The sequence below is a fragment of the Streptomyces cinnamoneus genome (genome assembly GCF_002939475.1).
Classification (GTDB): Bacteria; Actinomycetota; Actinomycetes; order Streptomycetales; family Streptomycetaceae; genus Streptomyces; species Streptomyces cinnamoneus_A.
In genome coordinates this window covers 588,056-604,107 of record NZ_PKFQ01000001.1, presented here as the reverse complement: position 1 = coordinate 604,107, position 16,052 = coordinate 588,056, and the positions used below count along the sequence as shown (strand labels likewise).

The 16,052-nt window shown below is 73.6% G+C and carries 16 protein-coding genes; 9 read left to right on the top strand and 7 right to left on the bottom strand.

Features of this window, described 5'->3' with window-relative positions:
* Window positions 1–109: 109 nt before the first annotated feature.
* Entirely contained in the window at window positions 110–826 is a 717-nt protein-coding gene (locus tag CYQ11_RS02875; protein ID WP_099198930.1) for a B3/B4 domain-containing protein, read from the top strand.
* Window positions 827–921: 95 nt separating this feature from the next.
* Here the strand turns inward: CYQ11_RS02875 and CYQ11_RS02870 are convergent, their stop codons facing one another.
* Window positions 922–1,251, bottom strand: coding sequence for a putative quinol monooxygenase (locus CYQ11_RS02870; protein WP_099198929.1), 330 nt, complete (start codon window positions 1,249–1,251; stop codon window positions 922–924).
* 235 nt (window positions 1,252–1,486) lie between these two features.
* Here CYQ11_RS02870 and CYQ11_RS02865 point away from each other — a divergent pair, with 235 nt between their 5' ends.
* Window positions 1,487–2,014 carry a DM13 domain-containing protein gene (locus tag CYQ11_RS02865; protein WP_099198928.1) on the top strand — a complete coding sequence of 176 codons (528 nt, stop codon included), beginning with the start codon at window positions 1,487–1,489 and terminating at the stop codon, window positions 2,012–2,014.
* A 15-nt stretch (window positions 2,015–2,029) separates the two neighbouring features.
* Here CYQ11_RS02865 and CYQ11_RS02860 read toward each other — a convergent pair whose 3' ends face one another.
* On the bottom strand, window positions 2,030–2,572 hold the full coding sequence (locus CYQ11_RS02860) for a hypothetical protein (protein WP_099198927.1): 543 nt from the start codon (window positions 2,570–2,572) through the stop codon (window positions 2,030–2,032).
* Between the two features lie 150 nt (window positions 2,573–2,722).
* Between CYQ11_RS02860 and CYQ11_RS02855 the strand changes: the two genes are divergently transcribed.
* From CYQ11_RS02855 to CYQ11_RS02835, 4 genes are all read left to right on the top strand, one after another.
* Entirely contained in the window at window positions 2,723–3,169 is a 447-nt protein-coding gene (locus CYQ11_RS02855; RefSeq protein ID WP_240003302.1) for an RNA-binding S4 domain-containing protein, read from the top strand.
* 234 nt (window positions 3,170–3,403) lie between these two features.
* On the top strand, window positions 3,404–4,144 hold the full coding sequence (locus CYQ11_RS02850; RefSeq protein ID WP_099198926.1) for a DUF4142 domain-containing protein: 741 nt from the start codon (window positions 3,404–3,406) through the stop codon (window positions 4,142–4,144).
* A 203-nt stretch (window positions 4,145–4,347) separates the two neighbouring features.
* Window positions 4,348–5,478: a hypothetical protein gene (locus CYQ11_RS02840; RefSeq protein ID WP_146104635.1), complete on the top strand. Its 1,131-nt coding sequence runs from the start codon at window positions 4,348–4,350 to the stop codon at window positions 5,476–5,478.
* A gap of 154 nt (window positions 5,479–5,632) precedes the next feature.
* Complete coding sequence (locus tag CYQ11_RS02835; RefSeq protein WP_099198924.1) at window positions 5,633–6,487, top strand: DMT family transporter; 855 nt, start codon at window positions 5,633–5,635, stop codon at window positions 6,485–6,487.
* Here CYQ11_RS02835 and CYQ11_RS02830 read toward each other — a convergent pair.
* The 4 genes from CYQ11_RS02830 to CYQ11_RS02815 all read right to left on the bottom strand — a co-directional run bounded on the left by CYQ11_RS02830 (window position 6,484) and on the right by CYQ11_RS02815 (window position 10,660).
* Window positions 6,484–7,446, bottom strand: coding sequence for an IS481 family transposase (locus CYQ11_RS02830; RefSeq protein WP_181143551.1), 963 nt, complete (start codon window positions 7,444–7,446; stop codon window positions 6,484–6,486). The two genes, CYQ11_RS02835 and CYQ11_RS02830, sit on opposite strands and share 4 nt — an antisense overlap.
* Window positions 7,447–7,567: 121 nt before the next feature.
* Entirely contained in the window at window positions 7,568–7,981 is a 414-nt protein-coding gene (locus tag CYQ11_RS02825; RefSeq protein WP_099198922.1) for a hypothetical protein, read from the bottom strand.
* A gap of 158 nt (window positions 7,982–8,139) precedes the next feature.
* Window positions 8,140–9,858 carry a M4 family metallopeptidase gene (locus tag CYQ11_RS02820; RefSeq protein WP_099199043.1) on the bottom strand — a complete coding sequence of 573 codons (1,719 nt, stop codon included), beginning with the start codon at window positions 9,856–9,858 and terminating at the stop codon, window positions 8,140–8,142.
* A 379-nt stretch (window positions 9,859–10,237) separates the two neighbouring features.
* Window positions 10,238–10,660, bottom strand: a complete 423-nt coding sequence (locus CYQ11_RS02815; protein ID WP_099198921.1) for a gamma-glutamylcyclotransferase family protein — start codon at window positions 10,658–10,660, stop codon at window positions 10,238–10,240.
* A gap of 64 nt (window positions 10,661–10,724) precedes the next feature.
* Between CYQ11_RS02815 and CYQ11_RS02810 the strand changes: the two genes are divergently transcribed.
* From CYQ11_RS02810 to CYQ11_RS02800, 3 genes are read left to right on the top strand one after another with little or no spacing between them, the layout of a single operon-like run.
* Window positions 10,725–13,070: an FHA domain-containing protein gene (locus CYQ11_RS02810; protein WP_099198920.1), complete on the top strand. Its 2,346-nt coding sequence runs from the start codon at window positions 10,725–10,727 to the stop codon at window positions 13,068–13,070.
* A gap of 40 nt (window positions 13,071–13,110) precedes the next feature.
* Window positions 13,111–13,710, top strand: coding sequence for an SH3 domain-containing protein (locus tag CYQ11_RS02805; protein WP_099198919.1), 600 nt, complete (start codon window positions 13,111–13,113; stop codon window positions 13,708–13,710).
* A gap of 6 nt (window positions 13,711–13,716) precedes the next feature.
* The gene (locus CYQ11_RS02800; protein WP_099198918.1) at window positions 13,717–14,760 is read left to right on the top strand and encodes a serine/threonine-protein kinase; all 1,044 of its coding nucleotides are present in this window, start codon (window positions 13,717–13,719) and stop codon (window positions 14,758–14,760) included.
* Here CYQ11_RS02800 and CYQ11_RS02795 read toward each other — a convergent pair.
* Entirely contained in the window at window positions 14,757–16,037 is a 1,281-nt protein-coding gene (locus CYQ11_RS02795) for a streptophobe family protein (RefSeq protein ID WP_099198917.1), read from the bottom strand. The two genes, CYQ11_RS02800 and CYQ11_RS02795, sit on opposite strands and share 4 nt — an antisense overlap.
* Between the last annotated feature and the right edge of the window lie 15 nt (window positions 16,038–16,052).

The window sequence follows — 16,052 nt, the reverse complement described above, 5'->3', positions numbered from 1 at the left end:
CGATCGGCGCCGCCCGTTGACGGGCCGCCGCCGCTTGGTACAGTCGATAGGACTGCTCAGTCCATCACAATGACCTCCATGGCTGAGTCGACGACCCGAGGAGAGGCGCATGGCGACCGGCACCGCCGACATCAAGGCCTGGCTCGACACCGTGACCATCGACCCCGCCGTGCGCGACCTGCGGCCCGACTACCGCGCCCTCGTCGTCGTCGCGGAGGGGCTGCGTCCCGGCCCCAGCGACGAGGCGAGCGGGCGGCTGCTGGCCGCCGCCGAGGAGAGCGCCCGGCGGTGGGCCGCCGGAACCGCCGTGGAGGACCACCCGCACCTGGCCGCCTGGCGCGAGGCGTTCCGGGCCTTCGGGGCCAAGCCGCAGCGCACCCGCCCCAGCGCGGAGGCCCTGATCCGGCGCGCCGACGCGGGGCTGCCCCGGGTGGACCGGCTCACGGACGTCTACAACGCGGTCTCCGTCGCGCACGTCCTGCCGCTGGGCGGCGAGGACCTGGACCACTACGCCGGTTCCGCGCGCCTGGTCCGGGCCACGGGCGAGGAGCCCTTCGAGACCACGGCCGGCGGCGAGGCGGTGACGGAGCACTGCCCGCCGGGCGAGGTGGTCTGGCGCGACGACGCCGGCGTCACCTGCCGCCGCTGGAACTGGCGCCAGTGCACTCGCACGCGCCTCACGCTCGCGACCACCCGCGCGGTGTTCATCCTCGACGCCCTGGGCCCGATGGACGACACCGCGCTGGCCGCCGCCGGGGACGCGCTCACCGAGGCGCTGGCCGACGGCAGCCCCGGCGCCTCCATGGCCTCGCGCCTGGTCGTCTGACCCCCGCACCGTGCCGGGCGGGCCGGGGGGACGACGAGGGGCCCGGCCGGACGAACCGGCGGGGCCCCTCGTCGCGGCTCGCCGCCGGGCTCCGCTCAGCTCTCGCGCGGCGAGAGCTCCGCCATGGCCGACCAGCCCTGGCCCGGCACCTCCACGTTGATGATCTCCGGGGTCCGGGCGATGACGTCCGGCATCCAGGCCATGGCCGTCTTGAAGTGCTCCGAGTTCACGTGCGCCTCGCCCGCCTCGGGGCCGGCGAACGCCTCGACCAGCACGAACTGGTGGGGCTCGTCCACGCTGCGGGACCACTCGTAGAAGATGTTGCCGGGCTCCTGCCGGGTGGCCTCGGTGAAGTCCTGGACGAGGTCGAGCCACTCCTCGCTCCGCTCGGGGCGGACGGTGAACTTGACGACGATGAAGATCATGGCCTGTGCTCCTCGGTTTCCGGGACGAACGCGCACCATCGTGCAGGCCCCCGCCCCGGACCGCGAGCGGGGATCCCGCGGATTCCGGCTCCGCCGGAAAACGGGACCCCGGTGAACGTGCCGCCGGGCCCCCGACGGGCGTCCCGTAAGACTTTCGTCATCGAATGCGCGGATCCCCGGGGCCCCGCCTCGCGTTTTCCCAGGTGACAGTGGCGAACGGCTTCAGGAGGCGGAAATGGGACGCGTACGACGGGTGCTGGGCAGGCCGATCGTCATCGGGCTGCTGGCCGTGGGGATCATGGCGGGGGCCGCCGGGCTGTACTGGTTCCAGCCGTGGAAGCTGTGGGTGGACGACACCGTCCGGGAAGCCGCCCCGGCGGCCGCGGCCGGCGACGCGCGCGGCGGCGGGCCGCGCACCCTGGCCACCGGGAAGCTGATCAGCCACGAACACGAGACCAGCGGCTCGGTGCGGATCCTGGAGCTGCCCGACGGGACCCGCACCCTGCGCCTGGAGAACCTCGACACCAGCAACGGCCCGGACCTGAGGGTCCTCGTCAGCGACGCGCCGGTGAAGGAGGGCCGGGCCGGCTGGTACGTCTTCGACGACGGCGCCCACGTCAGCCTCGGCAAGCTCAAGGGCAACAAGGGCGACCAGAACTACGCCCTTCCCGCGGACCTCGACCTCGGCCGGTACCGCAGCGTCAGCATCTGGTGCGACCGGTTCGACGTCTCCTTCGGCGCCGCCGCCCTCTCCCGCGGCTGACCGGGGGCCCGGCCGCTACGAGGCCGTGACCTCGGTCGTCGCGGCGACCGGCGCGGTGCCGGAGACCGTGCAGTTCACCGTCACCCCGAAGACGTGCACCGCCGCGTCACCGGGCGAGAAGGTGGCCGTGCCGGCGGTGTCGAGCCGGACGGACGCCGTGCCGCCGGTGAGGGTGACGGCCGAGCCGCCGGGGATCGCCGAGGTGTTGGTGAAGCCGCCGGCCGTCACGCGGCCGGAGCCCGCGCCGCCCAGCTGGAGGTCCAGCTCGCCCGTCACGCTCTGCGCCGGGATGCCGAACGGCACCTTCAGCTCCGTGGCGACCTCCAGGGTCAGCTCCGCGGTGCCGCCCTGCGCGACCGTGGCGGGGGCCGTCACGGTGACCTGCAAGGACTGGACGCCGTCGGGGGCTCCCGGGCCGGTGCAGGTGTAGCCCACGGACACGGGGTCGGCCGTGGCCGAGGGGGCCCACAGGCCGACGCCGGCGATCGCGAGCGCCAGGGCGAGGGCCGCGTTCGCGGGCGTCCGCCGGTGTCTCTTCAGGAGGGTGGGGGTGTTCATCGTCGTGCTCCCTTCCGTGCCGGACGGCCGGGCCGGGCGGCCCGCGGCCGGTCACGAAGAGCGGGGTCTGATGTGAACGCGTCATCCATTGCAAGGGGTGGCCGAGAAGTCAACACGGGTCCGCCCCCGGGGCCCGCCGCGCCGCCCGTAATCGGCCACGGCCCGGCCGCCCGCCGCCAGACGCCTTCGCGGTCCCCGGCGGCGCTGGCCTACAGTGCGGGCATGGAGACAGAGCAGGGAACGGTGCGGATCGACAGCTGGATCTGGTCGGTCCGGCTCACCAAGACGCGTGCGCTGGCGGCCACCGCCTGCCGCGGCGGCCACGTCCGCCTCAACGGAGAGCGCGCCAAGGCCGCCCAGCCCGTCAAGCCGGGCGACGAGGTCCGGCTGCGGCAGGCCGGGCGCGAGCGGATCGTGGTCGTCAAGCGCCTCGTCCGCAAGCGGGTGGGCGCGCCCGTCGCCGCGGAGTGCTACGTCGACAACAGCCCGCCGCCGCCCGCCCGCGAGGAGGTCGTGGTGGCCGGGGTGCGCGACCGCGGCACCGGCCGGCCGACCAAGCGCGACCGGCGCGAGCTGGACCAGCTGCGCGGACACTGAGCCGCCGCGTGACGGGGCCCGCCGGCCTGCGGGCCCCGCCCATGACGCCCCGTCAGGCCGGTGCCCCTCCGCGATGCTCCGTTGGGTGGACTGGACGGCCGCGACCGGCGGTCGCCCGTCCCGCCCGGGGCATTCATCTGCTCCGTGAGGGACGCCGACTGGTGCGTCCTCGTCGGCCCTCGCCACGGCGAACGCCTCGAACGCCGGCGGCCGAGGAGAAACGGAGCAGCGAAGATGCGAATGCCACACCGGGCCACGACAGCGGTGGCGGTCCTCGTCCTGGCCGGAGTGACGGCCCCCGGCACGGCGCTCGCCGGCCCCGCCGGCGGCCGTGCGGCCGACAAGGACGACGCCGTGCTCACCAAGCTCCACCAGGGCGGCATGGCGGAGGTCGCCGGGGGCCGGGACGCCCGGCGCCACGCGGTCGCCCGGTGCGTCAAGGACGCCGGACGCGTGCTCGTACGCGACCACACCCGCATGGACGAGCAGGTCAGAAAGGTGGCGAGCCGGCTGCGGGTGTCACTGCCGACGACGACGACCGCGGAACAGCGCAAACAGCTCAAGGACCTCAGGGCCAAGGCCCGGACCGCCGACTACGACCGGCTCTGGGTGAAGACCTACGGGACCGCGCACGTCAAGACGCTGGCCCTGCTGGACGACGAGATCGCCCACGGCAAGAACAACGACGTCCGCGAACTGGCCCGCAAACTGAGACCGGTGGTCCAGTCGCACCTGAAGATGCTGTTCCAGTGCGGCGCGGGCGGCCACGGCGGCCGTAAGGACCAGGGCGACCAACAGGGCGGGGACAACGGGCGCGAGCACGGTCAGGGGAACGGTCAGGGCCAGGGCCGGGACACCGGGCGTGACAACGGACGGGACCAGGGCCGCGACAGGACGCACGCGAGCAGCCGCGACCACGGGCGCACGCACGACCGTCACCACCGCGATCGCCACGACGGCCACCACCGCGACTAGCCGCACCCCCTTCCTGCCCGGGCACCGCGGGCCCGGGCAGGAGCCCCCGCGTGACCGGTGCCACGGGTGCGGCGACACCCCATGACGGCTCACCGACGGGAACCACGGGAATTCCGTTCCCGTTTGGGAACCGCCAGCTGTGGAAGGCCCTCTCTCAGGCAGAGACGTACGGTCACGGGACAACCCACCTGTGGGGGCGGTAAATGACGCGGAAAGTCGTACAGCAGCGGTCGTCGGCGGCGCGGAAGGCCGCTCTGAGAACCGCGGCGGCGCTGACGGCCGGCCTTGCCCTGGTCGCCGGCGCGGCCGGGACCGGACAGGCCGCCGGGGCCGCACCGGCCGGCGGCGGCGCCCAGGCGGGAGCGAGCTGCGGGGAAGCCGCCCCGCAGGCCGCCCCGGCGGCACCCGCCAAGGCGGCCGCGCCCGAGGCCGCGCCGGCGCCCGCGGCGACGGGCACCGCCTCGCAGAAGATCTCCTACGGTGTGGACTCCCAACTGCCCATCGGCCTCTGGTCGTCCGCGGGCGTGACCCTGCGTACGCCCGTCTCCCAGGGCAAGGTCCGGCTGGACGTCAAGACCGCCGGGTTCAGCACGGCGTCCCTCGTGGTGCAGCGCTACGAGCCGCGCACCCACCGCTGGATCGACCTGGACGCGAGCACGGGCGGCGGCAGCTGGCCCGACCGGGGCGTCTACACCTTCCCCGTGACCGCCGCGGACGCGAGCCCCCGGCACCCCAGGACCGTGGCCCTGCGCCTGCAGGACCTCGACCGGCCGGGCACCGTCACGGTCGCCGCCTCCGTCTCCGACGGGCGCGGCCACACCTACCGCGCCCCGGCCCGCACCACCACCGCCACCCGCCCCCAGGTCACCGTCGACGGCTGGCGGCGCGGCACCACGCTGGAGCGCGGCGGCGCCCCCCGCCCTCTCACGGTCACCGTGAAGAACACCACCAACCGGGCCTACCCGGCGCTCACCGCCTCGTACTACGCCTACGGCGCCGGCAAGAGCCGGGCCCTGGTGCCCAAGGACGTGACACTGCGCCAGTACCGGCCCGGCAAGGGCTGGGTGAGGGTGCCCCTGCTCGCCGGCGGCTGCGACCCGGGCATGAGCACCACCCTGCCGCCCGTGGCCAAGGGGCCGCTCGCCCCCGGCGCCACCGCCGTCTACCGGCTCGACCTGGCCGTCGCCGGATCCGCCCCGCGCGACGTGACCAGCGCGGACGCGGGCGTCACGGTGGCCAACGGCGACCAGTCCTTCTTCTCGGCCCAGCTGCCGTTCGCCATCCGCGGCGGCGCCCGGCAGGACCACAAGCCCAAGGCCGAGCAGGAGCGGTAGGAACCGAGCAGGGACGCAAGGAGAAGCCGGCCGCGTGAGCGCGGCCGGCGGCATGAGGGTGTAATCCTCCGGTGCGGGGCGGGCGGCGAGCGGCCCCCGCCCCCTTCGTCTGTCACCGTGGTGCCCCACAGCCCCGAGCCGGAGGGACCCGCCCGTGACCGCCGTGCTGACCGTGGCGTGCGCCCTCCTGTCCTCCCTGGCCAACGCCGCCGGCACCGTCCTCCAGCGCAAGGCGGGGCGCGCCGTGCCCGAGTCCCACGCCTTCAGCGCCCGGCTGATGGGGGATCTGCTGCGCAGCCCGGCCTGGCTCGCCGGGATGGCGGCGGAGATCTGCGGGGCGGCGCTCCAGGGGCTGGCGCTGTCGCTGGGCTCCCTGGCGCTCGTCCAGCCGATCTTCGTCAGCGAGCTGCCGTTCGCCCTCGTCATCGGCTGTCTGGTCTTCCACCGGACGCTGCCCGTCGCCGGCTGGGCGGCGGTCGTCTCGATCGCCGCCGGCCTCGCCCTGGGGCTCGCGGCCGCGGCCCCCTCGGGCGGGCACACCGACGTGGAGCCGGGGCTGTGGGCGCTGGCCCTGACGGTGGGCGGCGGGGCGAGCGCGCTGTGCGTCCTCGGTGCCCTGCGGCACCCCCGGGGCAAGGCGCGGGCGTTCCTCTTCGGGGCGTCCGCCGCGATCGCCTACGCGCTGACGGCCGTGCTGATGAAGGCGGCGGCCACCACCTTCAGCCTGCACGGCGCCGGCGCGTTCTTCACCAGTTGGCAGACGTACGCCTTCGCGGTGGCGGGGGCCTGTTCCCTGTTCCTGGTCTCCAACGCCATGGAGTCGGGCCCGATCGTCGCCTCGCAGCCCGCGCTCACCCTGGGGGACGCGCTGGTGAGTCTGTTCTTCGGGGTGCTGCTGTACGAGGAGCACCTCCGGACGGGCTGGTGGCTGCTGCCCGAGGCCGTGGGAGCCGTGCTGGTGATCGGGGGCACGCTGGTGCTGCCCCGGGTCGGCGCGGACACGGCCTAGGTGCGTTGTTCGGCGAGGTTGGTTCCGCGGCTGGCGGGTGTGTGGCCGCCGATGCCGGTGTGGGGTCGGTGGTAGTTGTACCAGTGCAGCCAGTCGGCAAACGCTTCCATCCGCTCACCGTCTGAGGTGTAGGGCCGGTGGTAGGCCCACTCCTCGAGCAGGGTGCGGTGGAAGCGTTCGACTTTGCCGTTGGTCTGTGGCCGCCAGGGGCGGGTCCACCGGGGGCTGATGCCCAGATCGTGGCAGGTCTGGCGCCAGGTGTTCTTGCTGTAGGCCCAGGCATTGTCGGTCAGCACACGTTCGACGGTGATGCCCTGTCCGGCGAACCAGGCGGTGGCCCGGATGAGGAAGCCGGCGCAGGTCGGAGCGGTCTCGTCGGGCAGGTCTTCGGTGTAGGCCGGGCGGGAGTGGTCGTCGAGCGCGGTGTGGAGGTAGGCGTATCCGGCACCGTTGAGCCGGTCTTTGTTCGGACTGCCGGCCGCCCGGCCGAGGGCCTTGTGGCCGCCGCCGTCGGGGATCCGGCCGAGCTTCTTGACATCGATGTGGACCAGTTCGCCCGGGCGGGCGCGTTCGTAGCGGCGGACGGGCTCGCCGGTGGCACGGTCCAGGCAGGCAAGGGGCGGCTGGCCGTGCCGCTGGAGGATGCGGTGGACGGTCGAGGGTGCGATGTGGCAGAGGACGGCGAGCCTTAGCGGGCCGATGCGGTGTTCGCGCCGCAGCCGAAGTATCTCCGCTTCCACCACGGCCGGCGTCCGGGCGGGCTGGTGGTGGGGGCGGCTGGATCGGTCACTCATTCCGGCGACCCCGAGCGTCCGGTAGCGGCCGGCCCAGCGGGCAGCAGTGGTGTGGCTGACCTGGAAGCGTTCCGCGGCTCGGCGAAGTGGCCAGCCGTCGTCCACGACACAGCGGGCCAGGCGAAGACGCCCGGTCTCGGTGAGCGGGGCGTTACGGTGGGGCACGAGGGCCTCCTGTAGTCGGTTGAGATGTCGCAATCCCCACCGAGCCAGAAGGCCCTCACCCGTTCAAGCATCCAGCACGCGTGTCACCAACGTCCCGGGACAACACACCTAGGGGGTGTGCTCAGAACCCCTGGCAGGTGGCCGTGGCGTACGCGCCCCGCGCGCTGTCCACCACCGGCTTGCCGTCGTCGACGGTGACCTTGCAGGTCACCGTGCCGCCCCCGGCGCCGGTGCTGGCGGCCAGGACGCCGCCCTTGGCGAAGCCCTTGGTCGTGATCACCTTGCGCCAGGGCAGCGAGGGGAGCGGACCCGCCTTGGTGGCCTTGATGGCTCCGTTGTCCCACGTGCTGTAGGAGACCGACGCGTCCTTGGCGTCGCCGGTGACCTCGTACCGGACCGTGACCGTCTTGTCGTACTCCTTGGAGACGATCAGGAACAGCGCCGCGCAGCCTCCGACGATGAGCAGCGCCAGGACCAGCAGCACCCAGGGCCACTTCCGGCGCTTGCTGGCATGCGGCGGCATCGGGTGGGACATGAGGGCACCTCGTTCTCTGGGCAGTGGCCGCCCTCGGGTCCCGCCGGCCGTACCGGGCCGGGGAGAGGTCGGCCACTTTGTCCCAGAGAATCCCATGAAAGGCGTGGGGTTCGGCGTCCGACACGAGAGGCCGCGCCGTTCCCCACGCCTGGGGGACGCTAGCCCTTGGGGGCCGGGGTGTTCGCCTGGGTGACGTTCACCGCGGCCCACGCCGCGTCCACCGTCTTGTACTCGGTGCTTCCGGCGCCGTAGACGTCCGCGGCGGCCTGGAGCGTGGCGGTGCGGGCCTCGTGGAAGTCGGTGGTGGAGACCATGTAGCGGGTGAGCGCCCGGTAGAAGATCTGCTCCGCCTTCGCCCGGCCGATGCCGGTCACGGACTGCCCGTCGTGGGTGGGGGAGTCGTAGGTGACGCCGCCGACGGTCTTCCGTCCGCTGCCCTCGGCCAGGAGGTAGAAGGCGTGGGAGGAGACGCCGGAGCCGGCGTGGACCTCGCGGTCGTACGAGCCCTCGTCCCAGTAGTCGACGGTGCCCTCCAGCTTGTCCAGGGACGGCTTGTCGAGGCGGCGCAGGAACTTCTGCTCCAGGCCCAGCTTCTCGCCCAGCAGGTAGTTCGGCGGGTTGACGGCGTTGTTCGTGCCGAACTCGACGCCCGTGCCGAAGATGTCCGCGAGGGACTCGTTGAGGCTGCCCGCCTCGCCGTACTGGTTGCCCTGGCCGTCCACGCGCGTCGGCTGGAAGTTGGCGGTGGCCTCGATGACGCCGTGGCTCAGCTCGTGGCCCGTCACGTCGAGGGCCACCAGCGGCTGCTTAAACGTTTCTCCATCGCCGTCGCCGTAGAGCATGCAGGCGCAGTCGGGGGACCAGAAGGCGTTGCCCACGTTGTTGCCGAAGTGCACGAGCGCGTGGGGGCCGACGCCGTCGTTGGCGATGCCGTTGCGGCCGAAGGTCTTCTTGTAGTAGTCGAAGGTGCTGGTGATGCCGTACTGGGCGTCCACGGCGGCGCTGGCGGCGTCCTTGCTGGTGCCGTTGCCCCACTTGTTGTCCGCGTCGGTGAACTGCTTGCCGCTCGCGAAGGTCTCGAGCTCCTGGCGGCCGGCGTTGCGGGTCTCGCCGTTGCCGCGGCTGGGGTCCTTGAGGACGAAGGTGCTCTTCGCGGTCTGGGTGGTGATCAGGGGCACGCCGCCGGCGAAGATCGAGGCGCCGGTGCCGTTCGCCGGTGCGGGGAAGGCGCCGGTGGCCGGCTTGGCCGGGGCGGGCGTGCCGGGCTTCGCGGCGGTGCCGGGGGCCGCGGTCTGGCCCAGGCCGCGCAGGGTGCTCTTGAGCTTCGGCGAGATGAACGCGTCGCTGAGCGGGGTGCTGCTGATGACCTTGCCGGACGTGGCGTCGACGACGACGGAGTGCGCGGCGCCGGTCTCGGTGCCGGCACCGCCGGTGACGGTCACCTGGTAGGCGAGGACGCCGTCGCCGGTGCGGGCGTCCACCACCAGCTGAGTCTTGTTCGCCGTGCCCTTGGCCGACTCGGCTGCCTTGTCCGCGGCCTGGCCCGCGGTCAGCTTGGGCGTGACGGTGGGGACGGTGACCTGGTGGCCGATGGCGCGGGTCACGCCCAGGTACGTGTTCTCGGCGTCGAGGTGGACGACGAGGTCGCCGCCGATGACGGCGACGCCCTGGTGGCTCCGCTCGAAGCGCACGTGGCGCTTGCCCTCGGGGTCGACGAGGGTGTCCCGGACCTTCAGCGTGTCGGAGGAGCCGACGCCGGTGTCCTTGGCGTGGGCGAGGGCGGCGGCGCGGGCCGCCTTGACGACGTCGGCGCCGGCGGGGGAGGAGGCCGTGGTCCGCGCCGCGGGGGACGGCGCCGCGGCTGCCGTGCCGACCATGGTCGCCGCCGCGGCGACCGCGACGGCGACGGTGACCACGCGTCTCTTGGACGAGGCCGATATGGAGGATGTGGGGGATGTACGCACTTGTCAGCGCCCTTTGTCATGAGGGCGGTTCGGGCATGCCCGGCCGCCTGCGTGCACGCGGCGCCCGCCTTGCCGGCACCGCGGGAACCTGCGGTCCCGTGCAAGACCATGCATGTATTGGCATGCTCATGAAAAGGGAAATTTCCCCATCCGTCGAACAGTTGATCAGGAGTTAACAAAGCGTCAACACTCAGTGATCAGGAGGCGACTTCCCGTCCATCCACCCAGCAGGACGGGACAACCGCGCCCGAGGTTGCCGGGTTTGGGCCTCCGCTCACCATGTGAGACGGGTTCACCCGGTCCAGTCGCCGCCCACGACGCGCGTACCGGACGCCCGCAGCCGCAGCGCCGTCGCCTCCGCCGCGAGGTAGACCCAGGCGCGGACCGTGCCGGCCCCCTCGACGAGGACCTCGCGCTCGACGCGTTCGTAGAGGTTGCGCGGGTCGCCCGGCCGGTAGCCCTCCAGCTCGTCGAGAGCCGCCAGCACGGGCCTGTACCACCGGGGAGCGACGGCGATCAGCTCGCCGTGGACCTCGCCGCCCCGCTCGGCCACCGCGAACGGATAGCCGGGCCCCTCGTACAGCACCGCGTCCCGCATCCGCGCGGGCCGCTCCGCCACCGTCCGCCCGCGCAGCAGACGGTCGTGGTTGCGCAGACCGGGACGCAGCGTCCCGTAGACGAAGACGGGCAGGCGCCCGGCGTCCTCCCCCAGCACGTGGGCTCCTCATCTCACCGGCGCCGGAAGGCGCGCTCGGCCGGACAGCCGTAAAATTACCCGTATGGGAGAGCGGTCGGTCGTGCCCTCCGCCCCCTCCGCCCCCGAACTCGTCGTCGAAGCCGATGGCGGCTCGCAGGTGATGAGTCCGAGCCGGATCTACCACGTGGGGCGCGACCCAACGAGCGACATCGTGCTGCAGGACCCGCGCGTCTCGTGGCACCACGCCGTCCTGCGCCCCGTGCGGGACCACTGGAGGCTGGAGGACACGGGCAGCACCAACGGCACCTACGCCGAAGGCCGGCGCGTGCGGTCGCTGGACGTGGGCCCCGGCAGCGTCGTCCGCTTCGGCAACCCCGCCGACGGCCCGGCGGCCAGGGTCACCGACGCGCCGCCGCACCCCACGGGCCGGCCCTCCGTCGTGTCCCACCCCTCGGGCACCACGACCTTCCGCCAGCCCACGTCCGTACGCCCCCTGCCCGCCCGCACCGTGCGCATCGGCCGCAGCCCCGACAACGACCTGGTCGTCGACGACCTCGTCGTCTCCCGGCACCACGCCGAACTGCGCACCCTGCCGGACGGCGGTTACGAGATCGCGGACCTCGGCAGCCACAACGGCACCTACCTCAACGGAAGTGCCGTGCAAGCCGCCCCCGTGGCGCCCGGTGACATCATCGGCGTCGGACACTCCGCCTTCTGCCTCGTCGGCGACGAACTCCAGGAGTTCGTCGACAACGGAGAGGTGTCGCTGGAGGTCCAGGACCTGACCGTGCAGGTCGACCGGGGCCGCAAGACGCTGCTGGAGGACGTCTCCTTCCCCGTGAGTGCCAAACGCCTGCTCGCCGTCGTCGGGCCCAGCGGAGCGGGCAAGTCCACCCTGCTCAACGCGCTGACCGGGCTGCGCCCGGCCGACCGCGGGACCGTGCTCTACGACGGCCGCGACCTCTACCACGACTACGCGGAGCTGCGCTCCCGCATCGGGCTCGTCCCGCAGGACGACATCCTGCACACCCAGCTGTCCGTGCGCCGCGCCCTGCGCTACGCCGCCGAGCTGCGCTTCCCCGACGACACGGCCAAGGCCGAACGGGAGGCCCGGGTCGAGGAGGTCATCGGCGAACTGGGCCTCCAGCAACGCACCGACCAGGCCATCCACAGCCTCTCGGGCGGTCAGCGCAAACGCGTCAGCGTGGCGCTGGAACTGCTGACCAAACCCTCGCTGCTGTTCCTGGACGAGCCGACCTCCGGCCTCGACCCGGGCATGGACCGCTCGGTGATGAACATGCTGCGCGGCCTGGCCGACGACGGGCGCACCGTCATCGTCGTCACGCACAGCGTCCTCAGCCTGGAGGTGTGCGACCGGCTCCTGGTGCTCGCCCCGGGCGGGCGCACCGCCTACTACGGACCGCCAGGGGAGTCGCTGGCGTTCTTCGGCTTCCGCCAGTGGCCGGAGGCCTTCGAGGCGTTCGAGAACGAGACCGGACGGGACTGGGCCGGGCAGTACCGCGCCTCTCCCGAGCACAACCGCTACGTCACCGCCGCCATGGAGCAGCCCCGGCTCGGCGGCAGGGCGGCCCCGGCCCCCACCCCCGAGCCGGTCAAGGCGCAGAGCTGGGGCGGTCAGCTGTGGACGCTGATGCGCCGCTACGCCATGGCCCTCACCGCCGACCGCACCTTCATGGTCATCATGGTCGCGCTGCCGTTCGTGATGGGCGCGATGACCCGGGTGCTCGCCGGGAGCCGGCTCGGCGCGCAGATGACCATGAACGTCCTGCTGCTGCTGTGCGTGGGAGGCGTGCTGACGGGCGCGGCCAACGCCGTGCGCGAGCTGGTCAAGGAACGGGTGATCTACCAGCGGGAACGGGCGGTCGGGCTGTCCAGATCCGCCTACGTGATGTCGAAGGTCCTGGTCCTGGGCCTGATCACCGTGGCCCAGGCGGTCGTGCTGACCCTGGTCGGCCTGGCGGGGGTGGACACCCGCGCGCCCGGCGGCAAGGGCGTCCTCCTGGCACCGCTGCCCGAGATCACCCTGGCCGTCGCCCTGCTGTCCTTCAGCGCCATGATGCTGGGCCTGCTGGTGTCCGCCCTGGTGCGCAAGGAAGAGGTGACCATGCCGCTGCTGGTCTTCATCGCCATCGTGCAGGTCGTCTTCTGCGGCGCGATGATCGACCTGGCCGGCAAGCCGGGCATGGAACAGCTGGCCTGGCTGGTGCCCTCCCGCTGGGGCCTGGCCGCCATGGGCGGGACGATCGACGTGGCGCGCATCGCACCGCAGAACACCGACCCGCTGTTCCACCACACCGTCGGCACCTGGCTGCTCAACATGGGCATGCTGGCGGTGCTGTCGGTCGTCTTCGGCCTCCTCGTCGCGCGCCTGCTGCGCCGCCACGAGCCCGCCGTCATGCGGAAGTGAAAGGGAGGCCGCAAGTGAACCAGGCAGGCGGGAGTCCCCGGTGACCGCATCCGCGACCTCCTCCGGCGCGACCGGCTTCTCACCGACCCACGTGGTCCCGGGCGGCGGCCTGGCCACGTGGGCGGTTCCCGACGCGAGCGTGCCGAGCGACCCCCTGGACCCGCTGCTGCCCGTACGGCTGCTGAACCGGCACGGCGACTGGGGCCAGGTGCTGTGTTCCAACGGCTGGTCGGCGTGGGTGGACGCCCGGCTGCTGGTGGCCCTGCCGCAGCGCCCGCCCGCCGCGGGCGGACCCCTGGTCCGCACGGCCGACGCCCGCAAGCTGCTGGCCCGGGTGGAGACGGCGATCGAACGCTACCGGCAGGCGGTGGAGGAACTCGCGGCCGGGCGCATGGACGGGGAGACCTTCCGCGCGACCACCCGTGGGCTGCGGATCGGAGCCGTCGTCGAAGGGGAGGCGGTCTGGCTCTACGACGCCCAGCGGGACCACTGGTGCTACTGCGACGGCACCGCCATGACCGTGTTCGCGCCGTCCAGCGGGCCCCAGTCGGCGCCGGGGCCGGTGCCGCGGTCCTCCGCGGCCGAGGAGACCCGGCTGGACTCGCCGCCCTCGGGCCCGCCCCCCGCGCCGGGCGGGTGAGGCCCGATGGCAGCCGGCGACGACCGCCTCGCCCACCCGGACGCCACGCTCGGCGGCGGCCCGTCCGGGCTCATCGGCCGCCGGATCGCCGGCTACCAGGTGGAGAGCGAGATCGGCCGCGGCGGCATGGCCGTCGTCTACCGGGCCACCGACCTGCGCCTGGACCGCACCGTCGCCCTCAAGCTGCTGGCCCCCGAACTCGCCCGCAACGACACCTTCCGGCAGCGCTTCGCGCACGAGTCCCGGGTGGCGGCCGCCATCGACCACCCGCACATCGTCCCGGTCTTCGAGGCGGGCGAGGTCGAGGGCGTCCTCTACATCGCCATGCGCTACGTGCCCGGGCAGGACCTCAGGGCACTGCTCGACCGGGGCGGCCCGCTGGAGCTGCCCGCCGCCTGCCGGATCGCCGGCCAGGTCGCCTCGGCGCTGGACGCCGCCCACGCCCACGACCTCGTCCACCGGGACGTCAAACCCGGCAACATCCTCGTGGCCGAGGGCACCGACAGCGACCACCCCGAACACGTCTACCTGACCGACTTCGGGCTCACCAAGAAGTCGCTGTCGCTGACCGGGTACACCCGGGTGGGCCAGTTCGTGGGCACCCTGGACTACGTGGCACCCGAACAGATCTCGGGCAAGCCGGTCGACGGTCGCTGTGACGTCTACAGCCTGGCCTGCGTCGTCTTCGAGACGCTCGTGGGCCACCCGCCGTTCCGGCGCGACGACGACATGGCCCTGCTCTGGGCGCACCAGTACGATCCCCCGCCGAAGCTGTCGGACCACGTCCCCGATGTCGTGCCCGGCGTCGACGAGGTCCTCGTGAAGGCGCTGGCGAAGTCTCCGGACGACCGGTACGACGGGTGCCTGGAGTTCGTGACCGCCCTGCGCCTGGCCGGGCGGGGCGGCCCCCCGCCGCCCCCGGAACCGGAGCCGACGGGGCACGCGTCCACGCAGGTGGACATGCGCCTGGACGACCTGCCGCCCGAGCCGCCACCCCCGCCCACGCCCCCTGCCTGGGCCAGGCCCGTCTTCCCGGAGCTCAGTCCCTAGGGTTCCGCCGGCCCGCCGGGCTCCGCCCCCGCGGGCTGCGGGGCCTCGCCCCGGCGCCGGACGCGCCGGGCGAGCAGGCCGCCCAGGAAGCCGGCGACCAGGCCGGACAGCAGCCCCACGCCCACCAGTCGCGGCAGCTGCGCGCGCAGGGACACCGTCCCGCCGAAGTCGTCGCCCAGGTCGCCGATGCCCAGCAGGGACAGGCCGTAGCGCGCCGACACCCGGGTCAGCAGCCCGACCACGAGCAGGGTGAGGGCCGTGGCCACCCCGAGCCGGACCGCGTGGTGCCACGACCGCGTCCCGGCGGGCGACCGCACGGCCGCCACGAAGCCCGCCGCCAGCAGCGCGAGCGCCGCCAGCGGCACCAGGAGCCAGGCCCGCCCGTCCTGTTCGGCGAGCGAGGAGACGGTCACCGTGGCCGGGCCGCCGTCACGAGGGCGCAGCACCGCAGCGAGCGCGTGGGGCATGGGCAGTCCGATGGCGTGCGGGGCCTGGCCCTCCCAGGCGCCGCCCAGACCCACCCCGAAGGCGATCCAGGCGAGGTTGGGCAGCCCCAGCAGCAGCACCGCGGCCGTCCGCGCCGGCTCCCCGTGGGTGCAGGCGACGACCACCCCGAGCACCAGGCCCAGCACCACATAGGCCAGCAGCACCACGAGCAGCGCGAACGCCGCCGGCCGGACCGAGTCCTGGAAGCGCAGCAGCCGTGAGGGGAGCGGCGTCTTGCGCGAGACGGCCACGGCCACGGCGAGCAGCACCAGCAGCCACAGCAGGCCGTACCCCAGCGTGGGGCCCACGGCGGCGCGGAAGCCCACGGTGGGCGTCGCGCCGAGCGCCGCGCCCAGTTCGTCGAGGAACTCCTCGCCCACGCTGAAGCGGAAGGTGTGCCGGGCGGCGAGGGCGACGAACAACAGCGCGAGCAGCCACAGCACGGCCGTACGGGCGACCCGGGCGAGGAGCCCGGCCCCGCCCGCCACCGCGTGGTGGCGCAGCGGCAACAGGAAGACCACCGCGAGCGCCAGCGCCCCGGCCAGGGTCACCGACAGCGGCACGACGTCGAGGTCCGCACCCGTACGGCCGAGGAAGCCCGCACCGCCCGCCAGGTCCACGGTGCCGCCCACGGCCGTCACCACCGTGGCGGCCACCACGGACGGGAACGCGCCGCCGGGCAGGTCGCCGGCCCCCGCCGCCCACAGGCCCAGGGCGGCCACCACGACCATCGCGGCCAGCCCCGCCACCACGGCCGCGAGGGCGTCCCACCAGGCCCGCAGCTCGCTCATGCAGCCAACGTAAGG